Annotated in this window: 19 protein-coding genes and 1 pseudogene; 9 read left to right on the top strand and 11 right to left on the bottom strand. The window is 63.6% G+C overall.

Features of this window, described 5'->3' with window-relative positions:
* From LKK40_RS09475 to LKK40_RS09440, 8 genes and pseudogenes are all read left to right on the top strand, one after another.
* Positions 1 to 366, top strand: a pseudogene (locus LKK40_RS09475) (VWA domain-containing protein); the annotation flags it as partial.
* Positions 363 to 1,388: a vWA domain-containing protein gene (locus tag LKK40_RS09470; protein WP_304310368.1), complete on the top strand. Its 1,026-nt coding sequence runs from the start codon at positions 363 to 365 to the stop codon at positions 1,386 to 1,388. The pseudogene LKK40_RS09475 and the gene LKK40_RS09470, both read left to right, overlap by 4 nt.
* Entirely contained in the window at positions 1,388 to 1,966 is a 579-nt protein-coding gene (locus LKK40_RS09465) for a DUF6466 family protein (protein WP_304310367.1), read from the top strand. The genes LKK40_RS09470 and LKK40_RS09465 overlap by 1 nt, the downstream gene beginning before the upstream one ends.
* A 167-nt stretch (positions 1,967 to 2,133) precedes the next feature.
* Positions 2,134 to 2,517 (top strand): hypothetical protein, encoded by a 384-nt coding sequence (locus tag LKK40_RS09460; RefSeq protein WP_304310366.1) that lies wholly within the window; start codon positions 2,134 to 2,136, stop codon positions 2,515 to 2,517.
* Complete coding sequence (locus tag LKK40_RS09455) at positions 2,514 to 4,136, top strand: alpha/beta hydrolase (RefSeq protein ID WP_304310365.1); 1,623 nt, start codon at positions 2,514 to 2,516, stop codon at positions 4,134 to 4,136. Before LKK40_RS09460 ends, LKK40_RS09455 begins: the two co-directional genes overlap by 4 nt.
* Positions 4,137 to 4,375: 239 nt before the next feature.
* Positions 4,376 to 5,821, top strand: a complete 1,446-nt coding sequence (gene purB, locus LKK40_RS09450) for an adenylosuccinate lyase (RefSeq protein ID WP_304310364.1) — start codon at positions 4,376 to 4,378, stop codon at positions 5,819 to 5,821.
* Entirely contained in the window at positions 5,818 to 8,358 is a 2,541-nt protein-coding gene (locus LKK40_RS09445) for a YbhN family protein (RefSeq protein WP_368491403.1), read from the top strand. Before purB ends, LKK40_RS09445 begins: the two co-directional genes overlap by 4 nt.
* Positions 8,359 to 8,526: 168 nt before the next feature.
* On the top strand, positions 8,527 to 8,808 hold the full coding sequence (locus LKK40_RS09440; protein WP_152581393.1) for an HU family DNA-binding protein: 282 nt from the start codon (positions 8,527 to 8,529) through the stop codon (positions 8,806 to 8,808).
* A 158-nt stretch (positions 8,809 to 8,966) separates the two neighbouring features.
* Here LKK40_RS09440 and LKK40_RS09435 read toward each other — a convergent pair whose 3' ends face one another.
* The 5 genes from LKK40_RS09435 to arc all read right to left on the bottom strand — a co-directional run bounded on the left by LKK40_RS09435 (position 8,967) and on the right by arc (position 15,060).
* On the bottom strand, positions 8,967 to 10,520 hold the full coding sequence (locus tag LKK40_RS09435) for a proteasome accessory factor PafA2 family protein (protein WP_304310363.1): 1,554 nt from the start codon (positions 10,518 to 10,520) through the stop codon (positions 8,967 to 8,969).
* Positions 10,520 to 10,726, bottom strand: coding sequence for a ubiquitin-like protein Pup (locus LKK40_RS09430; protein WP_152581391.1), 207 nt, complete (start codon positions 10,724 to 10,726; stop codon positions 10,520 to 10,522). Before LKK40_RS09430 ends, LKK40_RS09435 begins: the two co-directional genes overlap by 1 nt.
* 101 nt (positions 10,727 to 10,827) lie before the next feature.
* Positions 10,828 to 11,664, bottom strand: coding sequence for an inositol monophosphatase family protein (locus tag LKK40_RS09425; RefSeq protein WP_304310362.1), 837 nt, complete (start codon positions 11,662 to 11,664; stop codon positions 10,828 to 10,830).
* A 127-nt stretch (positions 11,665 to 11,791) separates the two neighbouring features.
* Positions 11,792 to 13,489 (bottom strand): depupylase/deamidase Dop, encoded by a 1,698-nt coding sequence (gene dop, locus LKK40_RS09420; protein WP_304310361.1) that lies wholly within the window; start codon positions 13,487 to 13,489, stop codon positions 11,792 to 11,794.
* The gene (gene arc, locus LKK40_RS09415) at positions 13,486 to 15,060 is read right to left on the bottom strand and encodes a proteasome ATPase (protein WP_304310369.1); all 1,575 of its coding nucleotides are present in this window, start codon (positions 15,058 to 15,060) and stop codon (positions 13,486 to 13,488) included. Before arc ends, dop begins: the two co-directional genes overlap by 4 nt.
* A 269-nt stretch (positions 15,061 to 15,329) precedes the next feature.
* On the opposite strand from arc, the gene serB reads away from it, so the two are divergent.
* Positions 15,330 to 16,016, top strand: coding sequence for a phosphoserine phosphatase SerB (gene serB / locus LKK40_RS09410; protein ID WP_304310360.1), 687 nt, complete (start codon positions 15,330 to 15,332; stop codon positions 16,014 to 16,016).
* A gap of 81 nt (positions 16,017 to 16,097) precedes the next feature.
* Here the strand turns inward: serB and fmt are convergent, their stop codons facing one another.
* From fmt to rpoZ, 6 genes are all read right to left on the bottom strand, one after another.
* Positions 16,098 to 17,162: a methionyl-tRNA formyltransferase gene (gene fmt, locus LKK40_RS09405; protein ID WP_304310359.1), complete on the bottom strand. Its 1,065-nt coding sequence runs from the start codon at positions 17,160 to 17,162 to the stop codon at positions 16,098 to 16,100.
* Between the two features lie 129 nt (positions 17,163 to 17,291).
* Entirely contained in the window at positions 17,292 to 18,005 is a 714-nt protein-coding gene (locus tag LKK40_RS09400) for an HAD family hydrolase (RefSeq protein ID WP_304310358.1), read from the bottom strand.
* 223 nt (positions 18,006 to 18,228) lie between these two features.
* A complete protein-coding gene (locus tag LKK40_RS09395; protein ID WP_304310357.1) occupies positions 18,229 to 20,580 on the bottom strand; it encodes a primosomal protein N' in 2,352 nt (783 codons plus the stop codon).
* Between the two features lie 176 nt (positions 20,581 to 20,756).
* Positions 20,757 to 22,052 carry an SAM-dependent methyltransferase gene (locus LKK40_RS09390; protein WP_304310356.1) on the bottom strand — a complete coding sequence of 432 codons (1,296 nt, stop codon included), beginning with the start codon at positions 22,050 to 22,052 and terminating at the stop codon, positions 20,757 to 20,759.
* A 164-nt stretch (positions 22,053 to 22,216) separates the two neighbouring features.
* A complete protein-coding gene (metK, locus tag LKK40_RS09385; protein WP_304310355.1) occupies positions 22,217 to 23,428 on the bottom strand; it encodes a methionine adenosyltransferase in 1,212 nt (403 codons plus the stop codon).
* A gap of 257 nt (positions 23,429 to 23,685) precedes the next feature.
* Positions 23,686 to 23,970, bottom strand: coding sequence for a DNA-directed RNA polymerase subunit omega (rpoZ, locus tag LKK40_RS09380; RefSeq protein WP_152581384.1), 285 nt, complete (start codon positions 23,968 to 23,970; stop codon positions 23,686 to 23,688).
* Positions 23,971 to 24,247: the final 277 nt, after the last annotated feature.

The raw sequence follows: 24,247 nt of genomic DNA, 5'->3' as shown, positions 1-24,247 counted from the left end.
TCCATCGTGCTGGCCACCGATAACGTGGTATCCAGCAAGCCCACCTATACGCTCGCCGAGGCGCTTGATTTGGCTGCGAAGGCGCATATAGGCGTGGATGGCCTATATGCGGGTCCCAAGGAAAGCCTGCAGGACGAACCGGCCGTGCAGATGAAATCGCTGATCGAATCGCATGGCGGCACCTTCGTCACGACACGCGACGGCTCGTCGGTCAATGAGCTGGTACGCGACATCGAACGGCGCAAGGACACCGCGAACCGCGCCAACTCCCGCGCGGCGATGGTCGATGCCCCCGGCTGGTGGACGCTGGTGCTGGCGGTGCTGCTCGCTGCATGGCTTGGCTTGGCTTGGAGGTTGCGCCGATGAACGCACTGACACTCTCCCCCGCACTGGGATGGCCGCTCGGCGCGGCGATAGCAGTTGTGATGCTCTCCTTCGCGGTGCTGGCCGTAGCCATGCACATGCGCCACCGCTCGCGCAGCGATGAGACCCTTGCCGCCTGCGTGCGCCGGGCGGTGCTATGTCTGCTGGTCGCCGTGATGGCCCTGACCCCCAGCACGACGACGCCCATCACTTCGCACGCAGTGAACACGACCGATGTCGTGCTCGCCATCGATGTCACCGGGTCGATGGGTGTGAAGGATGCCGCATACGGGCCTGCGAGCGGCATATCACGACTCGACGCGGCCAAGCAGGCGGCCAATGATCTGACGGCCTCCTATCCGAATTCGAGCTTCGCGGCTCTGCGCTTCGGCGTCAGCGGCACTCTGGACGTCCCGCTGACGCCCGATACCTTGGCGATCCGCAACTGGGCGGACACGCTGGCCGTGGAGCCCACGGCGCTATCCACCGGCTCGCGCCTCGACGCGCCGATCGACCAGCTGCTGCTCACCGCGAAATCCATCCGCGCCGAGCACCCGCAGGACGCCCTCGTGCTCTACCTCATCACCGATGGCGAGCAGACCTCGCCCAAGGCCCGGCGCAGCTATTCCTCGTTGCGTCAGTACTTTGACGACGCCTTCACACTGGGAGTGGGATCGACGAAGGGCGGCAGGATACCGCAGACCAGCACGGACCCCAATGCCTCGAACGGCACGCCGCAGTGGGTTATCGATCCGAACACCGGACAGCCCGGCATTTCAGTCATGGATGAGAAAAATCTCAAGGATATCGCCGACGAACTGGGCGGCCAGAGCATCATTCTGGGGCCGGGCAAGACCGTGGCCGGCCATGTCTCCACAAAAGCCTCCCGTCGGTGGCGGATGACCGATGACGCGAAGCAGCGCGAACGCATCACGCCGATCGTATGGCCCTTCGCCATTGCTGCGGCGGCGCTGCTCATCTGGGAGCTAGGCGCATGGATCGTCATGTCAAGGAGGTCACTGTGATGAAAAAGGACGTGACAGGAAGCAATGCGACACGCCATCGCGCGCGTGCGCCGCTCGCCGTGCGCGTGGCATTGGCTGTTCTGGCGGTGCTGCTCGCAGCGGTGGCAGCGGCGTGCATACTGAATATAACCGCCGTTCGTTCCTATAATCAGGCGACCCAGTCCCTCGATACGAATCTCAAATCCGCAGCCGCCCCCAACACGGATCTGGACGCGCTCAAAACCCGTCAGCAGCAGACCGACGCGCAGTTCAACGACGCCGGGGCCTTCGGGCTCCTGTTGCTTCCACAGGTCAAATCGGCTATTCACACCAATTCCCAGATCTCCAAAACCCTGACCACGCGCACAAGCCAGGAAATTGTCAGGCAGCAGGCGGCGGGGCAGGCCAACGTCAATGGCACTGCCGGCAAGGGCAAGCTCGGCAACGGCAAGCAGAGCGACGGACTGAGCCAGGAGCAGCGCGACAAGGTCGAGGCGATGCTCAAGGCGAATCAGCAATCGGCCTCCCCCGACGACACGCAGCCGTCCGGGAATCCCGCAACCCCCAATCCCGGGAGTTCCGCCGTAAGGCCGTGGTGATTCGCCGCGCATGTTCGGTGCACGGGGAATCGCGTACATGGTTTTTAGACACGCGGTTTCCGACACATGGTTTTCCGACACGCCGAACATGTGGATAACTCCAAGCCTTCGACCACATGGCCCTGTCGCGCTTGCCTGCCTGATGCGGCACCGCGTTCAATGGTGCTATGACTTTCACCACTCAAACATTCACCACTCAGCCCTTCACCGACATGCCTACCATCGCCAATCGCCCTGCATACCCGGCAGCGATGCAGGGCGGATCCCCTGCCCTGCCGGGCATGCGCGTACGCGCGCTCGGCACGAATTCATGCCCATGCCATAACGCCGCAGCAGCCAGCCGCGATCTCGTCGCCGCACTCGCGCGCTCCACGACCGAAGCAACGGATCATATGCGGGCAGCGGTCGCCCGCTCCGCAGCAATCGAGTGGGAAGGCAAGGCCGCTGCATACTTCCGAGAGCATCTGCACGCCGATGCCGTCATGTCCGTCCACATAGACGAAGCCGTCTACGCCACTCAGTCAATGCTCTGGCAAGGCGGCGCATCATGAACTGGCGCGTTGCCTCATCCATCAATGGCGGCCAACAGTACACTGCGGCCGCACGCGAAGCGTACGCGGAAATCGCGCGGACTCTGACCGACGACGCCTCGCAATTATCGGGGCAATCCACAGCCTGGTCCGCTGCGGCGCTGCAGCTGGGCCATCATCGAGTCAGCGGCATCTGCCAGTTGGTCGGCAGCGGCATGGATTCGGCGGATGCGGCTGATTTCGGCGCGGATCATGAATCCCTGCCCTATCAGGCGCTTATCGAGCACTGCAACGACAATGCAGCCCAATGCCAATCGCTCAGCCAGGATCTGAGCACCATGGCGGATCTGCTCATTCGGGCCCATTCGCTCTACTCGCAGGCGGAGCACGCCACCCGAAGCGCGATGAACAAGCTGCTGGAAACCGCCGGCACAGTATTCCCCGTTACAGCAGCGGCAGGATTCCTCTCGCTGGCCGCAGGCGGCGTGCTGTCCTGCTCAATCCGTGAGCGCCGTTTCAGCCCCGCAGGAGCTCTGTCCAGCACAGCGTGGGCGCAGGAGGGTCTGCTGAACGCGGCAAGCAACCATGTCAATGCCAAGACGATGGGTCTGAGCACCGTGGGAGCAGGTGTGAACCGCTCTGCGGCCATATTGTCCTTGGGATCCTCGCGCCTCGTCAACCTGGTGCAGGGCAATATGCTGCATGTCGATCAAGTGAAGTCGTCACGGCCGGTGGTGGGCGAATCCCACAGCGTCGCCCAGTCGCTGGCGAATCTGCAGCGTCTTGGTGCGCAGCGTCGCGGCAATGCTGGGGGCAGCGGCCTCGACTACGGAACCATAGCGATTCAGCGCTACCGCAATGCGGACGGTACCGCCTCGTGGCTGGTGACGATTCCGGGCACCGATGGCGAATCGGATTCCGCGTTCGGCTGGCCGCAGAATCTGGAGGTGATGAGCAGCGACGCCGGCCAGCGGATGCGCGGCGACAGCGCTCGCCTGGTGGCTACCGCGATGGAGAAGGCCGGCATCGGGCCCAAGGACGCTGTGGCACTCATCGGGCATTCCCAAGGCGGCATCGTCGCGGCAGCCATCGCCTCCGATATGAAGAATCGCTACCGCATCGAGCATGTCGTGACCGCTGGCTCGCCGGTGGCGAATCATCCTGTACCGAACCGGACATGGATGACGAGCATCGAAATGGAGGACGAGATCGTGGCGGCACTCGACGGGGCGGCGAACCCGGCGAACGAGCATTGGCTGACCATACGCGGCACAGCGCTTCGCGATGCCAAAGGCGCGCCGCCGCCAGCCGGCACCGGCGAACCGAGGCCGCCCGGGGCGGCTCCTGCTCCTATCGCTCCCGTCAACCCGTTTGCCTCCGCACCAGTCGAAGGAGCTGGCGAGCGCAAGGAGATCACCCATCATCTGCGCTACCACCAAGCGGCCTACCGCAACGCGAGCGACCTCGGCTCCCCGGCCGTGCAGCAGCACGAGCAGCATTTCCAGGCCATCGTCGGTGGCAAACTCGAAGAGACCTCCTACTGGCAAGGTCGCATGTCCTGGGGGCCGCCGACCGCCCTGAACGAGCGCATAGCCGCACGCATGGTGGGGCAGCAAGCTGCGCCTGAGAATGGCCGCTGATGAGATTCACAACAGGCCGCGTCGGGCACGCTGGGCCATTACGCAGCGTGACCGACGCAGAACAGACCACAGTGCAAGTTACACACAGTGCAAGCCATACACAGTGCACGCCGCAGAACAGGCCACCGGACATTCCACAGTGCAAGCCGCAGAACAGGACCGTGCTGCGCCAAGAATATCCTGGCGCTGGCGCTGCCCAGCACGCGGAGCGGTTCACGGCTCGAAGTACGCTGTAGCCTATGCAGCTGACTGATATCTCCCCCGCAATCGCCCTGACCTCATTGGATGGCCGCTACCATCGCCAGACCGCTCCGCTGGTCGAATACTTAAGCGAACCTGCGCTCAATCGCGAGCGCATGCGCGTCGAAGTGGAATGGATGATCCTGCTGAGCAACGGTTTCGATGGCAATGCCTCAGCACCGGTGCTTGAGGGCCTGACCCCGCTGAGCGACGCCGAATGCGAGTTCCTGCGCGCCATCCCCGAAGACTTCGACGCGGCCGGCATCGCCCGCCACGCGTCCTACGAAGCGGTGACGCACCACGATGTGAAGGCGGTCGAATACTACATCGACGACGAACTGGACCGGGCAGGCGAGGTTCTCGGCTCAGACAGTTCGCTGCCGGGGCTGAAAACGCTCGTGCATTTCGCCTGCACGTCGGAGGACATCAACAACCTCGCCATCGCGCGCTGCGTGAAGAACGCCATCGAACAGGTCTGGCTGCCCGCAGCCCAGCAGGTGACCGATCAGCTGAACGACATGGCGCAGCGTTTCCGCGCGCTGCCGATGCTTTCGCTCACGCACGGCCAGCCCGCCACGCCCACGACGCTGGGCAAGGAGCTTGCGGTGTACGTGCACCGGCTCGAACGCCAGCTGGGCCATATCGAAGCCCAGGAATACCTCGGCAAGCTCAATGGCGCGACCGGCACCTTCGGCGCTCATATCGCCGCATGCCCCGACGCCGACTGGATTGCGATTTCGCGCGAGTTCGTCGCGAACCGCATGGGGCTGACTTGGAATCCGCTCACCACGCAGATCGAAAGCCACGACTGGCAGGCCGAGCTCTACGGCGCGATCAGCCACACGAACCGCATCCTGCACAATCTCGCCGTGGATATCTGGATGTACATCTCGCGCGGCGTCTTCGCGCAGGAGCCGGTCAAGGGTGCCACCGGTTCGTCCACAATGCCGCACAAGGTCAACCCCATCCGCTTCGAGAACGCCGAGGCGAATCTCGAGTTGTCCTGCTCGCTGCTCGACACGCTTTCCGCCACGCTGGTGGAAAGCCGCTGGCAGCGCGATCTGACCGACTCCACCACCCAGCGCAACATCGGCGCCGCGCTCGGCCACGGGCTGCTGGCCCTGTACAATCTGGGCGGCGGTCTGCAATCCATCCATCCCAACGAGGCCGTCATCGCCCGCGAGCTCGAAGAGAACTGGGAGGTGCTCGGCGAGCCCATCCAGACCGCGATGCGCGCGGCCGAGCTGGCAGGCCTACCCGGCATGGAGAAGCCCTACGAGAAGGTCAAGGAGCTGATGCGCGGTCATGCGATAACGCGCGACGACGTCGAGAAGTTCATTGACTCGCTGGCCTTCGACGATGCCACCGCGAAGCGGCTCAAGGCATTGAGCCCTGCGCAGTACACCGGTCTGGCGAGCACCTTGGTGGATTACGCACAGCAATGAGCCAAAGCGAAGCATCCATGCTGACGACGTCAACGCAGACTGAATCGGCGGCCGCATCCTCGTCGCCGCAGCCGCAGGTACCGCAGCCACCGTTGACACCGACGTCTTCAGCACTGTCACCGCAGCCGGGCATTCGCATCGAGGATGTCGCGCCTGAGCGCACGCATGACTTCGCCGATCTCATGCACGCCGCCACAGCGCTGCTCATAGCCGTGGCAGTCGTTCTTATGGGCGTGTATCTGCGCGGATTCACCTCCGGCGTCGAATCCGACGCTCATAACGCGAGCCGGGCTTTCGACTGGCTGCTGAATATGCCCATCTCGGTCATCCAGCAGCTCACGACATTCGTCATCGTGGTCGGCGTGCTGGCTCACATGCTCATAGGCCGTGAATGGCTGCAGTCCTGCGTCGCGGTTCTCGCGCTGTTCGGCGGCTATGTGCTCATTCGCGTGCTGGCTCTCGCGCTTTCGCAGTTCGGCGACGCATCGCTGCTCGCACCCTTCTATGCCATTGGCACCCCGACGGCGGGTTCAGGACTGCTGCCGGACCTCTATGCGGGCATCGGCGCATTCCTGACCGTTGCGGGGCCGCGCCGACTGCGTTCCACGGTGCGCTGGGGCTGGAACGTCCTATATGTCGTGGCCGTCGCGCTTGTCGTCCTCTCCTGGCACTCCGTGTCCGGCGTGCTCGTCTCATTCGTCGTCGGCCGCGTTATCGGCATGCTGCTGCGCTTCGCAGCCGGCACGCAGAACAAGGGCGCCTGGGGGCAGGAGATCGTCGATGCCGTACGCGCCATCGATGTGCGTCTTGTCAGCCTGACGCGCCGGCATGACGACAAAAACGACGCCGGCGTGCTGCAGACCTCGTTGGACGACGATCTCATCGAGAACTCGCGCATTTACGATGCCGTGGATGAGGCTGGCAGACGCTACATCATCTCAGTCCTCGACGCACAGCTGCATAACGCAGGCTATTTCAACCAGATCTGGCAATGGCTGCGACTCACCGGCGTTTCGATGCGCCGGGACCGCTCGGCCAGCACAGCCAACCATCACCACCTGGCGATGATTCTAGGGCTGTCCCATCTCGACCTGCCTACCATGCAAGCCTATGGCGTCATCGACAGCGGGGAATCCTCGCTGCTCGTCTTTCAAGCCGAGGGCATGGCGCGGCCATGCGATCTCGACACGCTCAGCGACAAGGATGCGGCAGGCGTCATGCGCTATCTCGATGCCGCCAATGCCCGCGGCTACACGCATAGGCGCATCACGCCCGGATCCCTCGCCCGCACCAGTGATGGCGCGATGATGCTGGCTGGCTGGCACAACGGCGATTGCGCAAGCAGCAGCGCGAATATCGCACTCGACCGGGTGCAGCTGCTCAGTCTGCTCGCCTCGCTCATCGGCGTCGAGCGCACGCTTGCCGCAGCACGTTCGGTCTGGGGAGACGACATGCTAATCAGTCTGACGCCATTCTTCCAGAAAGTCGCCGTGCCCTATGCCACGCGCGCGCTGCCCGGCTGGAACAAGCAGCTGCTGGGCCAGCTGCGCACCACCATAGATGCACTGGCGCCTGATGATCGCGCCGAAGGCACGGAGCCGGTGACGCTCTCGCGTTTCAGCCTGCGTTCCTTCGCGATCATCGCTATGGGTATCGTGGCCGTCGCGGTCATTTTCACCCAGCTGCAGCCTGACGAGGTCATCCATGCCGTGCGCAGCGCCAAGATCGGCATGGCATTCCTGTGCTTCGCATTCAGCATACTGGCCTGGGTGGGCGCTTCGGTTTCGCTGGGCGCATTCATGGACAAGGGCAAACGACGGCCTTTCGCGCTGTTCTGCTCGCAGGCGGCATCCGGATTCACTGCTGTGTCGATGCCTGCTGGCGTCGGCCCGGCTTTCGTGAATCTGCAGTATCTGCGCAAAAGCGGATACCGCGGTGCCGCTGCCACGGCAATCATGAGCGCAACCTGGCTGGTGCAGGCACTCGCCACCATCGTGCTGATTCTGGGCATCGGCATCTTCACCGGGCGCGACACGCTTTCGGGCATGATACCGGGGCCCACGCTGATTGTTGTGATCGGCATCGTGGCGCTCGCTTTTTCCGCCGCGATGATCATCCCGCCGTTGCGCCGTCTGCTCGTCGTCAAGTATCTGCCGATTATCAAGGCCTACGCGCGCCAGCTCGTCGAAGTGATCTCGCAGCCCGCGAAGATGACCGGCTGCGTGCTCGGCTCTCTGATGCTCAACATCACCACCGGTCTGGGTTTCTGGGCCGCGCTGCTGGCCTTTGGTCACCCGACGAATCCGATGGAGACGATTTTCATCTTCCTGCTCGCCAATACGCTCGGCTCCGCAGTGCCGACCCCAGGTGGCCTGGGCGCGGTCGAGGCCGCATTGCTCTTCGCCTTCTCCTCAGTCGGCGTGCCTGCGGCGGTGGCGCTGTCCGCCACCCTGCTCTACCGCGTATGCTTCTACTGGCTGCGCATTCCTTTGGGCGCGCTGGCGATGAAGTGGCTCGACCGACGCAACCTCATCTGAATGCGCTCTGCATACTGTCTGCGCGCATCATCCGAACGAGGCATATTTTGCGAATCATTGATGAAAACCGTTGAAAATGCGGCATTCGGGGCGAATGTGCGCTAGTATCAATTGGTGAACGTGGCTTTTGAAGAAATACGAAAGCCCCTGACTCAAGAAGGATGCTTTATGGCATACAACAAGTCTGATCTCGTCTCGAAGATCGCCCAGAAGTCGAATCTGACCAAGGCTCAGGCCGAGGCAGCCGTCAACGCATTCCAGGACGTGTTCGTTGAGGCCATGCAGTCTGGCGAAGGTCTGAAGCTGACGGGTCTCTTCTCGGCTGAGCGTGTCCGCCGTGCTGAGCGCACCGGACGCAATCCGCGTACCGGCGAGACCATCAAGATTCCCGCTTCCTACGGCGTGCGCATCTCTGCTGGCTCGCTGCTGAAGAAGGCCGTAGCCGAGTAAGACTCGCCTTTCGCCATCCATTACACGATGTAATGGAAAAGCCCCGACTCTTGTAGCCGGGGCTTTTCCATATCGTATGCCGGTTCAGCGCGTAATGCGCCTCGCGATATCGGGCATCTGGTCATGCCAGTCGTCATATGACATCACGTCGCGTTATGTCATGCCTCAAGCTGCTGTATGAGACGGCGGTAGTCCTCGCTGGCCTGTGTTTCGAAGGGATCGAGCATCACCGCTTCCGTCCGCTCGGCGTCCTGTCCGGAGGTTCCCAGCGTCAGCCGCGTCCAATCGCAGGAGAAGCGCACATCGCGTTGCAGGGCTTTGGCTACAAAGGCTCCGCGCAGCGCCGCGCGGGTGTCCTGCGGCGGGCGCGTCATCGCTTCGCGTACTTCGTCCGCGCTGATGATCGTGCGCATTGCGCCATGACGCACCAGCGAATCGTAGACCGTGCCGTTGGCCACATCGTGGTAATCCAGATCGAGCTGCGCGAATCGCGCCTCGGCCGCTGCGGGATGACGTCTGCGCAGCGCCTCGAATAGCGTCTGCTTCGCAATCCAGTCCACCTGATTGTCCAAAGCCGCGAAATCACCGGCAGCCAGGCAATCCAGCAGCCTAGCCCACTCATGCATCACCATGTCAATGTCCAGCCGTGGCATCGTCTCGTGCACCTGAGCGCCATAACGCTCAAGAAAACGCGCCACGACAGCCGCATAGTAGCGCTGCATGCCGAGCGCATCAACGGTTGCGCTGCCGCCATTCTTGCCGCTGCCACCGGCCGCAACTAGGTCTGTTGCGCCGTATTCGGCACGCGCCCTGGCGAAGCCTTCCGGGTCCGTGAGTTTCAGCGGCGTGCCTCCACAGTGCACATCGCGGCTGATTGCACGGTTGGCGCTGCTGGGGTCCTGCAACGCGCAGCATTCGAATCCGCTCTCCACGCCGAGCCGCGCCGCCTGTTCGATGACGCACAGCACCAGATGCGTCGTGGCGAGCTTCATCAGACCGGCGTATTGCGAACGGTTCGAGTCGCCGATGATGACATGGAGCCGCCGGTAGCGTTCGGGATCGGCATGCGGTTCGTCGCGTGTGTTGACCATCGGCCGTGCGCGCGTCGTGGCCGACGAGATGGACTCGTCCAGATAGTCAGCCCGCTGCGAGATCACTAGGCCGCGCCCGGAAAGCCTGCCGGCCCCGGAAAAGACCTGTCGCGTGATCAGAAACGGCAGCAGCTCCCGTTCGACATCTCGCAGCGACACGAAACGGCGCACCAGATAGTTCTCATGGCAGCCGAAGGAATGCCCGGCAGAATCGACGTTGTTCTTGAACAGGTGCACGGTCGCCCCTTCGCCGTACGCCGGGCGCAGCCGCTGCTGCGCGTCGAGCGCCAGTTGGCGCATCATCCGCTCCCCTGCCAGGTCCTGAGCCAAGGCCGTATGCGGGTCCCGGGCCTCGGCGGTCGCGTATTCGGGGTGCGAGCCGACATCAAGATAGAGCCGGGCACCGTTGGGCAGATACGTGTTCGTCGAGCGCGAGCGGGTGACGACCGGCCGGAACATCGCCATAGCCACCGTCGCGGCATCGCATGGCTTGTCGGCGCCGGTCACGCTCACGCCGTATTCGGTCTCGATGCCGAAGATCCTGGCGAAGCCGTCCTGCTCCAAATCCTCCTGCGGCCCCTGGGACACGCCGTCATTGCCGCTTTCGCGCAGCTGGGGCATCACTGCCCGCCTTTTTGCACGAAGCTGCCGACGTACTCCTCCGCGTTGGATTCCAAGGTGGATTCGATATCGTCCAGAATGGAGTCCAGCGCATCGCTTTGATCGGCCTGTTTGCTGCTCTGCTGCGCCATAGGGGCGTCTTGGGCCTCGTCTGATTGCGCCGCGTCGGACTGCTGGGACTGATTGCGTTGGAATTGCTGTGGCATATCTCCTCGATTCCTGTCACATGGTATCTGTCATATGGTTGTTGTCATAGTGTGTGAGTTGGCTTGACGTACGCTCTGGCGCGGTTGCGCCAGTATGCCCGTCATGACAGATATGGGGCGAGTTCGTCGATAATCAGCCCGTTGGACGCCACGACGTCGTTCTCTTGACGCCAATGAATCATATCGCCATTCCACTGACGCAGCGTGCCCTGGGCTTCGCATACGACGACGGCCCCGGCCGAAACCGCCGGCACGTCCCACTGATGCAAATCCGGCTCGAAATAGGCGTCATAGGTGCCATCCGCGACCTTGCACAAATCGAGCGACGTCGGTCCCACGCGCTTGATGTCGGCGGGTTTGCCCGCGATGGCCGCGACCACGTCCAGCGCGCGTTTGGACTCCTCGGGAAAATACGACATGCCGTAGCATACGACGGATCCCTTCAGCTCACCGGTGGTCGACGGCATAATCTTCTCGCGTCGGTCTCCGGCTGCGGTATGCCGGATGCGGATGGCGCCCTTCTCCTTGGCGGCCAGGTAGGTAAGCCCAAGCGCCGGGGCGTGCACGACGCCGAGGATGGGCTGTGCAGAACCGTCCTCGTCGAATTCGAACAGCGAAACCGTCACCGTCCATTCGGCCATGCTACGCATGAAATTGATGGCTCCGTCGATGTGGCTCACGCACCAGAAGCGGCTTCCCGGCTCGCACACCTCGGGGCGGGTGCGCCAGAAGCCATCGAAGGGGTCGAGATAGGTCAGTCGGTTCTCGATGAAGCGAATCAGCCGTTCATCGACGTTCAAGGTGACCTGCTCGCCCTGAGGCATGCTCGGCGTAGGCGCTGCCACGAGGTCGCGAGGGGCGAGCTGGTCCCGCAGCGCACGATTGCCCGCATCCTGAGTCACATCGGCCACCTTCAGCGCCAAAACCCGTAGATCCATAGTTTCTCTCTCACCTCATGCCTTATGCTGCCGATGCCCGGTCTGCTGGGACGCCGACCTTGCCCTCAGCAGTCTACTTGCCATCCATGATGTTCATTGTGCTGTGTTGTTCACCGTGCCGTGACGTTCATGCTCCGCTGGCGTTCATGATGCGTTTCAGTGCTGCTGCAGCCGTTTGTGTGGCGTCTTTTGGGGATTGCACGATGTCGTTCTGCACAGTGCCGTTCTGCGCTGCGTCATCGTTCTGCGTCACATCATCGTCTGCCAGCGCGTCTGCGCAGGATGCGGCGGTCCAGCGTTGCGGATCGGACATGTCCATGCTCAGCAGGCCTGTCTTCGAGTCCGGGTCACGCACGGTGATGCGCGACCAGGAGACGGCCGCGACCTGATCCGGCCAACGCTTCACTATCCACGCCCGCAGCCAGGCGCGGGTGTCGTTCGGAGGCTGGATTTCAGCCGTCTGCAACTGCTCGGCGGCACTGGGTTGTTCATCAGCACCGTGCTGTTCGTCGTCGTCCAAGCAGACCGTGCGCGCCCGCAGTTTCTCCCACGGCGAAACCGCAGGATCAAGCGCAGCCCAGCGCAAGTCCAACGCCGCCACGCGGCTGTCTGACCATGAGCAGTCCAACCGGCGGCGCAAGCGTTCGAGCAGCTGCCATTTGAGCAGCCATTCCAAGCGCGAGGCCTCGGCGGCCATGCCCAGCCGCTCATCGTCGTTGGCGTGGCGCACGGCTGCGGTATCGGTCATGGCCTGCCGCCACATCGCCATGATGCGCACGGTCGACTTGTCGGGCCACAGCGGCTCTCCGCGGCTGTCAGTGCCGTACGTCCGAGCGCCGGTCTCGTACACCGCCGAAAGCAGTCTGGCCTGCAGCTGCCATGCGGTGATGGTGCCACCGCCTTCGAGCGACAGCTCGGCCGCAAGCCCCAAGTCGTGCGACACCGTATGCACAGCAGCCACCGGATCGGCCAAGCGGGTCGCATCAATCAGACCCGCGATATCCATGCCGCAGGACTGGGCGTTTTCGAGCATCCACAGCAGCATGCTCGTGGTGCCGAGCTTCAGCGCCTGCGGGGTGTCCATGCGGTTGGCGTCGCCCACGATGACATGCAGCCGGCGGTATTTCCCCGGCGCATGCGGCTCGTCGCGCGTGTTCACGATCGGCCGGTCGAAGGTGGTCTGCAGGCCTATCGCCGTGTGCAGATAGTCCGCGCGCTGGCTGAGCTGGAAGCCCGCCGTCTCACAGCGCTCGCCAAGCCCCACGCGCCCGGAGCCGGCGTAGAGCTGCCGCGAGACGAAATGGACGGTCATCAGCGCCGCGACCTGCTCGAAGGGCACGCTCCGCAGCATCATGTAGTTCTCATGGGTGCCCCAGCTCGCGCCCTTGCCATCCACGTTATTGCGGTGCATCGCAATCGATGCACCTGTTTGCTCGCTGGCCTTCCGGGCCGCCGCGAGCATCAGGCCATCGCCAGCATGATCGTAGCGGACAGCCGCAAAGGGGTCTGTGGTCTCTGGTGCGCTGTACTCGGGGTGGGCGTGGTCGACGTAGATGCGCCCGCCATTGGGAGCCATGACATTCGTGATATGGCGCTGCGGCTCGTCGGTAAGCATGTCGGGGCGGGCCTGAGAGCGAGCCAGACGCCCGCCGCGTGCGTCGTTGACCGGATCCTCGCGCTGATAATCCCATCGGATATGCGCGGTGCGCGGGTCTGCCGCAGCGGCCACAACAGCAAAGGACAGCCGAACTGGATCATATGTTCCCGCATGCACCAGCGACACCGCGTATTCGGTTTCCGTGCCCATTACACGCTTGACGCTCATGAGCGCGCCACCCCCGCAGGACGCAGCGCGACAACCCGGCCACCGGCCACACCGTTGATGCGCGACCACTGCTGCGCGTCGGCATCCAGCACCGAGTCAGCGCTCTCGCCGTACTCCTCCTCGACCGCAGCGCCAAGCAACTGCGCATCGAGCCTGATGTCGCTGCCTGACTCGATGGACTGCTTGACGGCATGGGTTTTGGCCCGATCGATGATGTTTCGCAGCATGGCACCCGAGACGATATCCGCCATGTACAACGGACTCCATCGCCCCTGTTCGTCGCGCAAATCGGCGATATGCCGCCGCTCCTCGCGGGCGTAGATGTCGCTGACCAAGATGCCCGCCAGAGCGTCCGCATCCATATCAGGGTCGAGCGGCAAATCGTCGGTCAGATAATGCCGGACGATCTGCTTCGCCTGCGCAGCGCCGGGCCGATCCACGCGAATTTTCACATCGAGCCGCCCGGGGCGCAGCACTGCGGGGTCGATCATGTCGACGCGGTTCGAGGCGCCGATGACGATGACGTTGTCCAGTTGCTCCACGCCGTCAAGCTCGGCCAGGAACTGCGGCACGATCGTCGTCTCCACATCGCTCGAAACTCCGCTGCCACGGGTGCGCAGCAGCGAATCCATCTCGTCGATGAACACGATGACCGGTCTGCCCGACTCGGCCCGTTCCCTGGCTCGCTTGAAGATTATGCGGATAAGGCGCTCGGACTCGCCGACGAATTTGTTCAGCAGCTCCGGCCCTTTGACCGAGAGGAACACGCCCGAGCCGGTGCCGCTGCCTTCGGCCAGCGCGTGCGCCACGGCTTTGGCGATAAGCGTCTTGCCGTTGCCGGGCGGACCGTAGAGCAGCACGCCCTTGGGCGGGTTGAGATCGTAGCGCTCGAACAGGGCGCGATGCAGGAAGGGCAGCTGCACGGCGTCGCGGATGCGTTCGATCTGCGTGTCGAGACCGCCGATGTCGTCGAAAGTCACGTTCGGCGTCTCTTCGAGCACTAATTCGGTGGCATCCTCGTTGGGCAGCTCGTCGAGGGCAAGCCGTCCGGAAGGGTCGACGCTTACCCGGTCGCCGACGGACAGCGCAATCTGGCTCAACGCCGAGCCGCGCCGCACGACGGACACGTTGCCGGACGTGTCCGCCACGACCAGACGCCCGCCGTCAAGTATCTGCGCGATGCGCCGGACCATGCCCAGACCGTCGACGTCGCGCTGATCGACCAGCACCATATTCTCGTTGAGCAGCACCGTGCAGCCTGCGGCGAGCCGCGTAGCGTTGACGTTCGCCGCCACCGGGACGATCATGCGCCGCGCGCCCGAGATGACCTCGGCGCTGGCGTGACGCACGCCCTGCTCGTCGGTGTGCGAGGAGTCCAGGCGCACCATGACGGCGAAGGTCATCGGCGGCTGGACGAGCTGGGCCAGCTGCGACTTCGCCTTGTTCAGCTCCCTGCCCGCGCGCTGCAGCGCCACCGCGAGCGCATGGTTCTTGGCCATGAGCCGGTCGTTGTATGCCGCGAGCTCCTCGGGGCTCTGCGCCGCGTCCACGCTGTCCTGAGCCGAGGCCATGCCGTTGGCTTCAGCGACCATGTCCTCGGCTGCGCTGGCTGTGTCGTTCTCCATCACTTCGTGCTCTCCCCATTTCAGTTGCTCGCCAATACAATAGAGTACGCATGCATTGCGTCAGAAGCACGATTATGGCCACAATGAACAACGCAACGCGGTCAAACTCAATATGCATGGCAGCCAGTCTTGATGCGTGCGCGTCTGCGCGTGTACGTGCCAAGCCATTGCCAGTCTGCCCACCATTGTCCCAGCGACTCTAGAGAATCGAGGGCATGCACGAACAAAACTCGAAGGTCCTTGATGCAACGCTCGATACGCCAACCCTGTCCCAGCCGGGCCTGCTGGTGATGGATGTGGATTCCACGCTGATTGACGAGGAGGTCATCGACCAGCTGGGCCGGGAGGCCGGCGTCGGCGAGCGCATCGCCGACATCACCGCTCGGACGATGGCGGGCGAGCTTGACTTCTGTCAGGCACTGCGCGCCAGAGTCGCGTTGCTCAAGGGCATGGATGTCGCGGTATTCGACACGGTGTATGCGACGCTGCATTTCACCACCGGTGCGCTTGCGCTCATCGAGACCCTGCACCAGCACGGCTGGAAGGTGGGCGTGGTGTCCGGCGGATTCCATGAGACCGTGGACAGGCTGGCGCAGGAGGCGCAGCTCGATCATTGGATCGCCAACCGGCTTGCTGCAGGCGAAGGCCGGCTTACCGGCGAGGTCGTGGGCGATATCGTGTGCCGCACGACCAAGGAGCAGGCATTGCGCACCTGGGCGCAGGAAGACGGCATAGCTGCGGCCCAGACCGTGGCTGTGGGCGATGGCGCGAACGACATCCCCATGATTCAGCGCGCAGCCTTGGGCGTGGCCTTCTGCGCCAAGCCTGCCGTGCGCGAAGCCGCCGACGCCGCCATCGACACACGCGATCTGCGCCTGGTGCTCGATTTGCTGCGCGACTAGCGAGGCGCGGCATATGCGGCACAGCGCATGCCTTGCACGCCGTCTGCCTGAAATGCCGTAGTTTATGCGTATGTTTATGTTTTAGCGGCAGCGGGCCTGGGGCGTCAGATGCGCGCCGCGCGCCCAATCGGCGGCAGCCATGGCTTTCTTGCCCTGCGCCTTGACCTGCAGTAATTCGATGGGACCGCTTGCCGTGCCGACCCAGACGTGCTTTTTCGTCGCGATGAGAGCGCCCGGGGCCAGATCTGCTGGCGCTGCATCATGCGCTGGCGCATTGGCTGTATTGGCGTCATCTGCGGTGTTGGGCGTGTCGGCGACACGGGCCTGCAAGACGTGCATGGTGATGGCGCTGCTATCGCCAACACCGTCACCTGCAACACCGTCATCTTCGGCACCGTCATCTACAACACCGTGCGCCCCTTCCACATCCACGAAGCACCAGGCGCCGGGGTTGGGCGTGCAGGCGCGTATCTGGCGATCTACGGCGAAAGCCGGCACATCGAAGCGGATATGCGCGTCCTCGACCCGAATCTTCTCGGCGATCTCATAGGCCCCCACCGGCTGCTCCACCGGCTGGATCTGACCGTCCGCCATAGCTTGCAGCGCTGCAGCCAGCAGATGCGAACCATCGTCGGCCAGGCGGGCCAGCAAATCGCCCGCGGTCTCGTGCGGGCCGATCTCGGTGGTGGACTGCGCCAGAATCGGTCCGGAATCCATGCCGCGCGTGATGCGGAACACGGTGGCTCCGGTCAGCGTGTCGCCAGCCCAGATCGCGCGTTGGACCGGAGCTGCCCCGCGCCATTGCGGCAGCAGGGAGAAATGCAGGTTGTACCAGCCCATCGGCAGGGCTTCGAGCACAGTTTCCTTGAGAATGCGGCCATAGGCGACGACGGCCGCTGCTTCGGCCCCTGTTGCCAGCAGCTCGTCGACGAAGGCCGGCTCATTGGGGTCGCATTCGAGCACGGGAAGCCCCAGTTCCAGCGCCGCCTGCTTGACCGGACTGGGTTCGAGCCGGCGTCCGCGTCCGCGCGGCGCATCCGGCCTGGTGAGCACGGCGACCACTTCGAAATGCTCGGTGTCTCCCGCCAGCATACGCAGCGATGGCACAGCGACGTCAGGAGTACCGGCAAACAACACTCGTATCATGTGTTTCTTCCATTCCATTGAAAACTAAAATAATATGATGTGCTCTGAATCGGGCCGAATCGAATCGCCTGTGGCGCCACAGGCGACCTCCGCCACGTCGGTCAGTCTCGGCAGACTACGGTGGCGGCCTTACTGCACCGAGGCAATCGCCGGAATATCAATTCCCAGATCGATCAGCACAGCCCGCAGCCGGTAGGGGTCGGAGAAGCGGATGCCGCGGATGCCGGCCTCGTTCGCGCCGACGATGTTCATGGCCTTGTCGTCCACGAATACGCTGGTGCGGGCGTCGATGCCGAAGGTGCTCAGCGCAAGCTCGTAGATGCGACGCTGTGGCTTGCGCATCGAGACGAGTCCGGATATGACCTTGCCATCGAGCTCACGCAGCGCGGCGAACTGCTGCTCAGCCTGCGGGAAGCTCTCCTTCTGCCAGTTGGACAGTCCCCACACGCCTATGCCCGCGGCCTTGAGATCGCGAATCAGCATGCGCGCGCCGGGAATCGGCCCCGCCAGCGAATCCTGCGTGTGGTCGTAATAGTATCGAATGACTTCGGCCCATTGCTCGCCGTGCTGCTCACGCACCATCGCCAGAGCATCATCCACTGAGCCGCCTTCATCGACCATGTCATCGACGTCATAGAAACCGGAAACCTCGTTGTCGAGAAAACGCGCGATGGTGTCCTGATCGTAGCGCGGAACCAGCGCCGCGCCCGGATCCCAGTTCAGCAGCACATTGCCGAAGTCGAAGATCACATCCGTCACCGGCCGCCCCTGCGCCTGCGACGCATTGCCTTCGGCCTGCAGCAGGTCGTAGCGCATATCAGGTTCTCCTGGATAGCCTTGCACCAGCATCCTCCTTATGACTTCTCGAACGCTTCTGGCGCTCCTCCTTGGTCCGGCTCGCGTCGGGACCAAAGCCTTATCGTGCCCCTACCAGCCGTCGCCGTTCCATGCTTCCATGCCGTGCAGACCTCGTGGGCCGGCCCGCCTCGACTACTGGACTACTGGACCGAAAGCGACGCTGACGACTGGTCAGCGTCTTTTCCGTGCCAATTAGTCTCCTAAGCTGCTATAGCAGGTCCTTGGGGTCGACTTGGAAGCGCAGCTCCCCTGGCTCACGCGCGGCCACATGCCGGGCCACTTCGTCACGCAGCCGCAGCGCGAGCATCGCCCGGCGCTCGGGAGCTGCCCGAATCACCGCCTTGACACGGTCGCGCGTCGCCTCAAGCTCGTGCGCATCCATCGTGCGCGGCGCAGCGATCGGCACTGGCCCCAGGACGGCGGGCATCATCTCTCCTGCCATGTCAAGCGTGGCAAGATCGCCGTCCAATGCGCCCACATGACGCAGCAGCCCCATGACCGCGTCACGTCTGCCCCAGACGCAGGCGCAGGCCACGACTGGCGGCAGGCCAGTCTCCGCACGCTCTTCGAGCTCGCGCATAGCTAGCAATGAGGAATCCCACAGCACCAGCGAACGGGCCAGCACCGGGTCGCTCTCCCCGATCAGCAGCGCCTGGCCGCCTCGGGAGCGCGGCGCGCACAGGGACACCGCCCGCATCCACGCATTCAACGCATCCACACGCGCGTCGACGCCCGGCGCGTACAGACTCGTCCAGGCGTCAAGAATCGCAACCGCGGCATACTCATTGCAGGGAGCGCTGTCATTGCCGGGCGCGCTGGCGTGTTCGCTCTCGTCATTATCGCCGTTGTGACTCGCCGGAGACCGCGCGGCGGCAGCCGGCTGCGGCGATACGGCTGCTTGCGACGACAGACTATCATCAGGCCGCACACGCGGCTCCGCGCCGGGCGTGGCGATCACCAGCATCGGGCGGCATGGCACCGATTCGATGATGCCCTGGCTGGGGCTGGACAGCACCATCGGCACGCCGCGAAACAGGCCCTGCAGCTGCGCGGCCGTTCCTGCGGCGCCCACGCGCACCGCACGCATGCGCTCACCCGAGCAATGGGGGCAATGCCAGTTCGCTGCGGCGGCCCCGCACCATCGGCAGCGCGCCGTACCGTCCTTGCCGCGCATCAACGGCCCTGTACAGCGCGGGCAGCGGGCCTGGCGATGGCATTGCGCACAGCTAAGCGCCTCGGCGACGCCATCATGAGGTATCGAAAGCAGCACCGGCCCACGCTCCAAAGCCTCGCCAAGCGTGCGCACGGCGAAATGCGGGACGCGCGCCCCCACCGTCGCATCAGCCAAACGCGTCAATTCCTCGCGATTGAGCCAGCGAATCCAAGGAGCCTGCTCTTTGACGACGGAACGCAGCGGCTTGATCTCCCGGCTTGCGCCGCTGACCGGCGTGCTGTGACCCGTTTTGCCGCCTGACGAGACCTCCCACTGGCTGATCGGGCTTCGGGCGTTCGCCATCGCCACGAACACCCCGCGATGCGCCTTCGCACGCAGCCGCAGCACGCCGCGCGCGTTCGCATAGGGCATCATGCCGTCGGCGTTCTGATAGGCGGCGTCCTCGACGATGGCGAACAGCCCCGGCCCCTCCACCGGCGCATACATGGCTGCGCGCGTGCCAATCACGCAGCGAATCGCGCCACTTGCCGCAGCGCAGTATGCGCGATACCGCTCGACCGGCGGCAGGGCGGCGCTCAGCACGATGAAGTCGCCATGATACGAGCTGTGCACCGGCTGGCCGGCGTCGAAGGCCCGCAAGCCCAAGCGGCTCAGCTGCCCGGCGATGTCCCGGGTCTCGCGCATGCCTGGCAGCACCAGCACCGCGGATTTGCCGGACGCCAGCGCATCCACGGCCAAAAGCGCCAAGTCGCCAGCCCACCGTTGCGCGCCGGGAAGCATGTCGAGCACGAACGAGGCGAATCCGCCGCCCTCGATAGCATCGCGCAGGCGTGTCGCCGAATCGTAGTCGCGCAGCACCTGGTCGAATTCGCGGTCGAGCGCCGACCGAGTGGCCGCGCGAAGCATGCTTTGGCCCTCGTCCGCTGATCGCACGGATACGATGCCCTCCCGCTCCTTGTCGACCCGGGCGACGCGCGCGGGAACCGCCAAGCGCAGAATATTGGCCCGCGTCCCGCCATAGGCATCGGCGATCATGGTGATATCCTCGCGCATCGACGGCCCCACCAGCGGCTCGGCGCTGAGCACGCGTTCGATGTAGCGCAGGGCGGAGGCCGGGGCATGCGAGGATGCGACCCGGTTCCAGATGACGCCGTTGACCCGCTGGCCGCCGAAGCGCACGCGGACCATCACGCCCGGCAGCGCCTGCACCGAGAATCGTTCATCGATGAGATAGTCGAAGGTCTGCCCCAGATGCGTGGCCTGAACGTCGAGCACCACCTGCACCACCGGCAGTTCGTGCGCCTGCTTGTGTGCCGCAGCTCGCTTGCGCCGCTTGCGGGGCGCCAGCCCGTCAAGCGCGAGCTGTTCGGCATGCGTTTCGGTCATGGTTATAGCGTACGCTCCCGGCGCAGTCTCAAATTTCTGGGTCCAGATCTCGGCCAGCACGGCTCTCGGCAGTGCACGCCGCGCTATCGACTCCAAGCCGCATATGACTGATATGACTGGGCCGCCGCAGTTCAACCTGCAGCGGCCCATGCTATTGCAGAGCTAGAGTCCCCGGTCTATCGGCGGCTGGATCCGTCATACCACCACGGGCGCAGCGGGTAGGAATCCGTGCCCTCCATGTTCGGCTTGACGCACAGGAACTGATGAATCTGAATGTTGTTCAGCTCGAAGTTCAGCGCGCTGCCGGCGATATACAGGCCCCACAGCCGTGCCTTCGGCTCGCCGACCATCGCCACGGCCTCGTCCCAGTGGTCCTGCAGATTCTTGTTCCACTGGTGCAGGGTCAGCGCATAATGCTGGCGCAGATTCTCTTGGTTCACGACCTCAAAGCCCGTATCCTGAATCACCATTTCGATCTCGCCGGGCGAGGCCAGCTCGCCGTCGGGGAAGATGTAGCGGTCGATGAACTGCCCGGCGGTCTTGCCATCGCTGGACCGCGTGCGCGTGATCTGGTGGTTGAGCAGTGTGCCGTTGGGCTTGAGCTTGTCCAGAATCTCCTTGAAATAGGAGGGGTAGTGCTTGAAGCCGACGTGCTCCATCATGCCCAGCGAGCAGATCGCGTCGAAGTCGCCCTCCGGCACATCGCGGTAGTCCATCAGCCGTACCTCGGCCAAATCTTCAAGCCCCTCGCGCCTGATCCAGTCCTGCGCCCAATCGACCTGCTCCTGCGACAAGGTGACGCCGAGCACATGGATGCCACGCTTGGCCGCCAGCACCTCCATGGAGCCCCAGCCGCAGCCGATGTCGAGCAGCCGCTCGCCGGACTTGACGCCAAGCTTGTCGAGCACCAGATTGAGCTTGCGCTCCTCGGCCTCTTCCAGAGAATCCTCTGGCGTGTTGAACACCGCGCAGGTGTACGTCATCGAGGGGCCGAGGAAGAGCCGGTAGAACTCGTTCGACTGGTCGTAGTGGTAGCTCACCGTGGCGGCGTCGCCGGCCTTGGTATGCGGTACCAGACCTTCGGTGATGCGCTTGAATTTGCTCGGTCCTTCGATGGCCGGGCGTTCCGGATGCCTGATGCCGTGCTTGGCGACGGTGGAGAGCATCTTGGCCAAGCCGATTGGATCGGGGCGGTGGAAGCTGTCTTCCAGCTCGGTCAGCTGCCTGAAAACCGTGTAAGGGTCGCCGGGAAGAATCTCCGGAGAGTCGATGTCGCCCTGCAAGTAGGCACGGGCAAGCCCCAGATCATTGGGGTGCTCGACCATATAGTAGACGGCTCTCGAATTCTTGACGACCAGATGCAGCGGTGCATCCTCCGGCCCGAACGACGAGCCGTCGAACGCTGTGACATTCACCTGCCCCGTATCGTCCGCAAACAGCCCGATCATGTCCGCAACGGTCATACCCGCCATATACACGCCTCCATCCACAGGAATATTCCTGCTCTAGCCTAGTTCTCCTATTCGCGCACTGTGTGACGATTTCGCACACGGTAAAGATTTCACTTATACCCAAGGCGCAAAGATTCGGCCCGCGCCTTTCCTCGAATGCGAAAAGCGCGGGCCGAATCGTTCAGTCACCGCAGCGCGGCTTTGAGTTCCTCTACCTTGTCTGTTTGCTCCCAAGTGAAATCGGGGTCGGTGCGGCCGAAGTGGCCGTAGGCGGCGGTTTTAAGGTACACGGGCCGCAGCAGGTCGAGCTCGTCGATGATGGCCGCCGGACGCAGGTCAAAAACTTTGCGCACTGCAGCCTGAATCTGCTCGCGGCTCACGCCCGCCGTTTCGGTGCCGTAGGTCTCGACGTTGACGCTGACCGGGTCGGCCACGCCGATGGCATACGCGACCTGCACTTCGACCTTGTGCGCCAGTCCGGCCGCGACGATGTTCTTGGCCACCCAGCGGGCGGCATAGGCTGCCGAGCGATCGACCTTGCTCGGATCCTTGCCCGAGAACGCGCCGCCGCCGTGGTGGGCCGCGCCGCCGTAAGTGTCCACGATGATCTTGCGCCCGGTCAGGCCCGCGTCCGCAGCCGGACCGCCCAGCACGAACGAGCCGGTGGGATTGACCAGCACGCGGTAGTCGTCATGCTTGAGGTTGCGGCCAAGAACCTCATCGAGCACCGGCTCGATGACATGCTTGGTGAGCTGGCCCAGCAGCCAGTCATGGTCGACCTCGGGGTCATGCTGCGTGGAGATGAGCACGGTGTCGAGGCGAACAGGATGGTCCTGCTCGTCGTATTCGATGGTCACCTGCGTCTTGCCATCCGGACGCAGATGGCTGATGACGCCCTGCTTGCGCACCTCGGTCAGGCGATACGCCAGGCGATGCGCCAGATAGATCGGCAGCGGCATCAGCACTGGCGTCTCGTCGCTGGCATAGCCGAACATCACGCCCTGGTCGCCGGCGCCCTGCGCGGCGTAGCGCTCCTCACGCGAGGCGGCCGACTCCTCGTCGCGCCCCAAGCGGGCCACGCCCTGATTGATTTCGGCACTCTGCCCGGTCAGCGAGACCAGTACGCCGCAGGAATCGGCATCCAGGCCGATGTCGGAACTCGTATAGCCGATGTTCTTCACGACGGAACGCACGATGCTCTGAATATCGCTGTACCCGTCGCTGGTCACCTCGCCGAAGACGAAGAACTGGCCCGTCGTGGCCGAGGTTTCCACGGCCACATGCGAATGCGGGTCCTGACGCAGCATGTCGTCAAGGATGGCATCGGAAATCTGATCGCATATCTTGTCCGGATGGCCCTCGGTGACGGATTCCGCCGAAATCAGACGCTGTTCCATATACTCCCCCTGCTCCTTGTGACCGGAGCTCCGCCTTGTCGTCGCCGGGTCGCATGGACGGCCGCATACTGTGCCCCGGCTCCTTGTTATGCCGCATATAGTACGCCCCGACCCACGACGTGTCACGTCTTGCGTGCACATCGCGAATCGGGGCGGATACGTTATGCTGCCGCGTTCGCTGAGGCCGAATTACGCCGAATCACCGTGTGGCGGGAGCCGGCTATACCGCGCGAAGCAGCAGGAAAAGCGTCAGGAAATCAGTTGCCTTCGCTCAGGTCGTCCTCGCCGAGGGTCTCCTCAAGCAGGCCCTCGTTGATTTCGCGGAAGGCGATAGACAGCGGCTTCTCCTGGTTCTTGTATTCCACGAGCGGCCCGACATTCTGCAGCAGGCCTTCGTTGAGCTGCGTGAAGTAGGAGTTGATCTGCCGTGCCCGCTTGGCAGCGAAAATCGACAGCGCATACTTGGAATCAGCGTGCTCCATCAGATTGTCGATCGTCGGGTTCGCCAGTCCATCCGGGGTGGGCTCAGTGCCAAATGCCATGTTGTTCTCTTCCAATCGTCGTCACACGATGCCGCACCGCATTCATGCGTGCGGCTATCAAAGCATTCAGTATATCGCACCATGCCGATTTCACTACAACTTCCTAGCCCCATCAGGGCTGCGGCAGCCGACCGCCGCGCACAAACCGCCACTTGCCGACACCTCGTCGGATAATCGTAGGGAATTCTGGGTAGTTTCGACTACACTCTTTTATCGACATCCAGATGGCATGCTTCGACGCGACGAGACGTTGAGGAATAGGCGCATAATGGTGGAC

It is taken from the genome of Bifidobacterium tibiigranuli, from assembly GCF_022655035.1.
Classification (GTDB): Bacteria; Actinomycetota; Actinomycetes; order Actinomycetales; family Bifidobacteriaceae; genus Bifidobacterium; species Bifidobacterium tibiigranuli_A.
Note: the sequence above shows the minus strand (reverse complement) of the source record. Positions and strands in the feature narration are given on the sequence as shown.

Excerpts from the sequence above, each read along its gene's own strand:
- LKK40_RS09470 (WP_304310368.1), top strand. The coding sequence starts at position 363 with ATGAACGCACTGACACTCTCCCCCGCACTGGGATGGCCGCTCGGCGCG.
- LKK40_RS09465 (WP_304310367.1), top strand. The coding sequence starts at position 1,388 with ATGAAAAAGGACGTGACAGGAAGCAATGCGACACGCCATCGCGCGCGT.
- LKK40_RS09460 (WP_304310366.1), top strand. The coding sequence starts at position 2,134 with ATGACTTTCACCACTCAAACATTCACCACTCAGCCCTTCACCGACATG.
- LKK40_RS09455 (WP_304310365.1), top strand. The coding sequence starts at position 2,514 with ATGAACTGGCGCGTTGCCTCATCCATCAATGGCGGCCAACAGTACACT.
- purB (WP_304310364.1), top strand. The coding sequence starts at position 4,376 with ATGCAGCTGACTGATATCTCCCCCGCAATCGCCCTGACCTCATTGGAT.
- LKK40_RS09445 (WP_368491403.1), top strand. The coding sequence starts at position 5,818 with ATGAGCCAAAGCGAAGCATCCATGCTGACGACGTCAACGCAGACTGAA.
- LKK40_RS09440 (WP_152581393.1), top strand. The coding sequence starts at position 8,527 with ATGGCATACAACAAGTCTGATCTCGTCTCGAAGATCGCCCAGAAGTCG.
- LKK40_RS09435 (WP_304310363.1), bottom strand. The coding sequence starts at position 10,520 with ATGCCCCAGCTGCGCGAAAGCGGCAATGACGGCGTGTCCCAGGGGCCG.
- LKK40_RS09430 (WP_152581391.1), bottom strand. The coding sequence starts at position 10,726 with ATGCCACAGCAATTCCAACGCAATCAGTCCCAGCAGTCCGACGCGGCG.
- LKK40_RS09425 (WP_304310362.1), bottom strand. The coding sequence starts at position 11,664 with ATGGATCTACGGGTTTTGGCGCTGAAGGTGGCCGATGTGACTCAGGAT.
- dop (WP_304310361.1), bottom strand. The coding sequence starts at position 13,489 with ATGAGCGTCAAGCGTGTAATGGGCACGGAAACCGAATACGCGGTGTCG.
- arc (WP_304310369.1), bottom strand. The coding sequence starts at position 15,060 with ATGGCCTCGGCTCAGGACAGCGTGGACGCGGCGCAGAGCCCCGAGGAG.
- serB (WP_304310360.1), top strand. The coding sequence starts at position 15,330 with ATGCACGAACAAAACTCGAAGGTCCTTGATGCAACGCTCGATACGCCA.
- fmt (WP_304310359.1), bottom strand. The coding sequence starts at position 17,162 with ATGATACGAGTGTTGTTTGCCGGTACTCCTGACGTCGCTGTGCCATCG.
- LKK40_RS09395 (WP_304310357.1), bottom strand. The coding sequence starts at position 20,580 with ATGACCGAAACGCATGCCGAACAGCTCGCGCTTGACGGGCTGGCGCCC.
- LKK40_RS09390 (WP_304310356.1), bottom strand. The coding sequence starts at position 22,052 with ATGGCGGGTATGACCGTTGCGGACATGATCGGGCTGTTTGCGGACGAT.
- metK (WP_304310355.1), bottom strand. The coding sequence starts at position 23,428 with ATGGAACAGCGTCTGATTTCGGCGGAATCCGTCACCGAGGGCCATCCG.
- rpoZ (WP_152581384.1), bottom strand. The coding sequence starts at position 23,970 with ATGGCATTTGGCACTGAGCCCACCCCGGATGGACTGGCGAACCCGACG.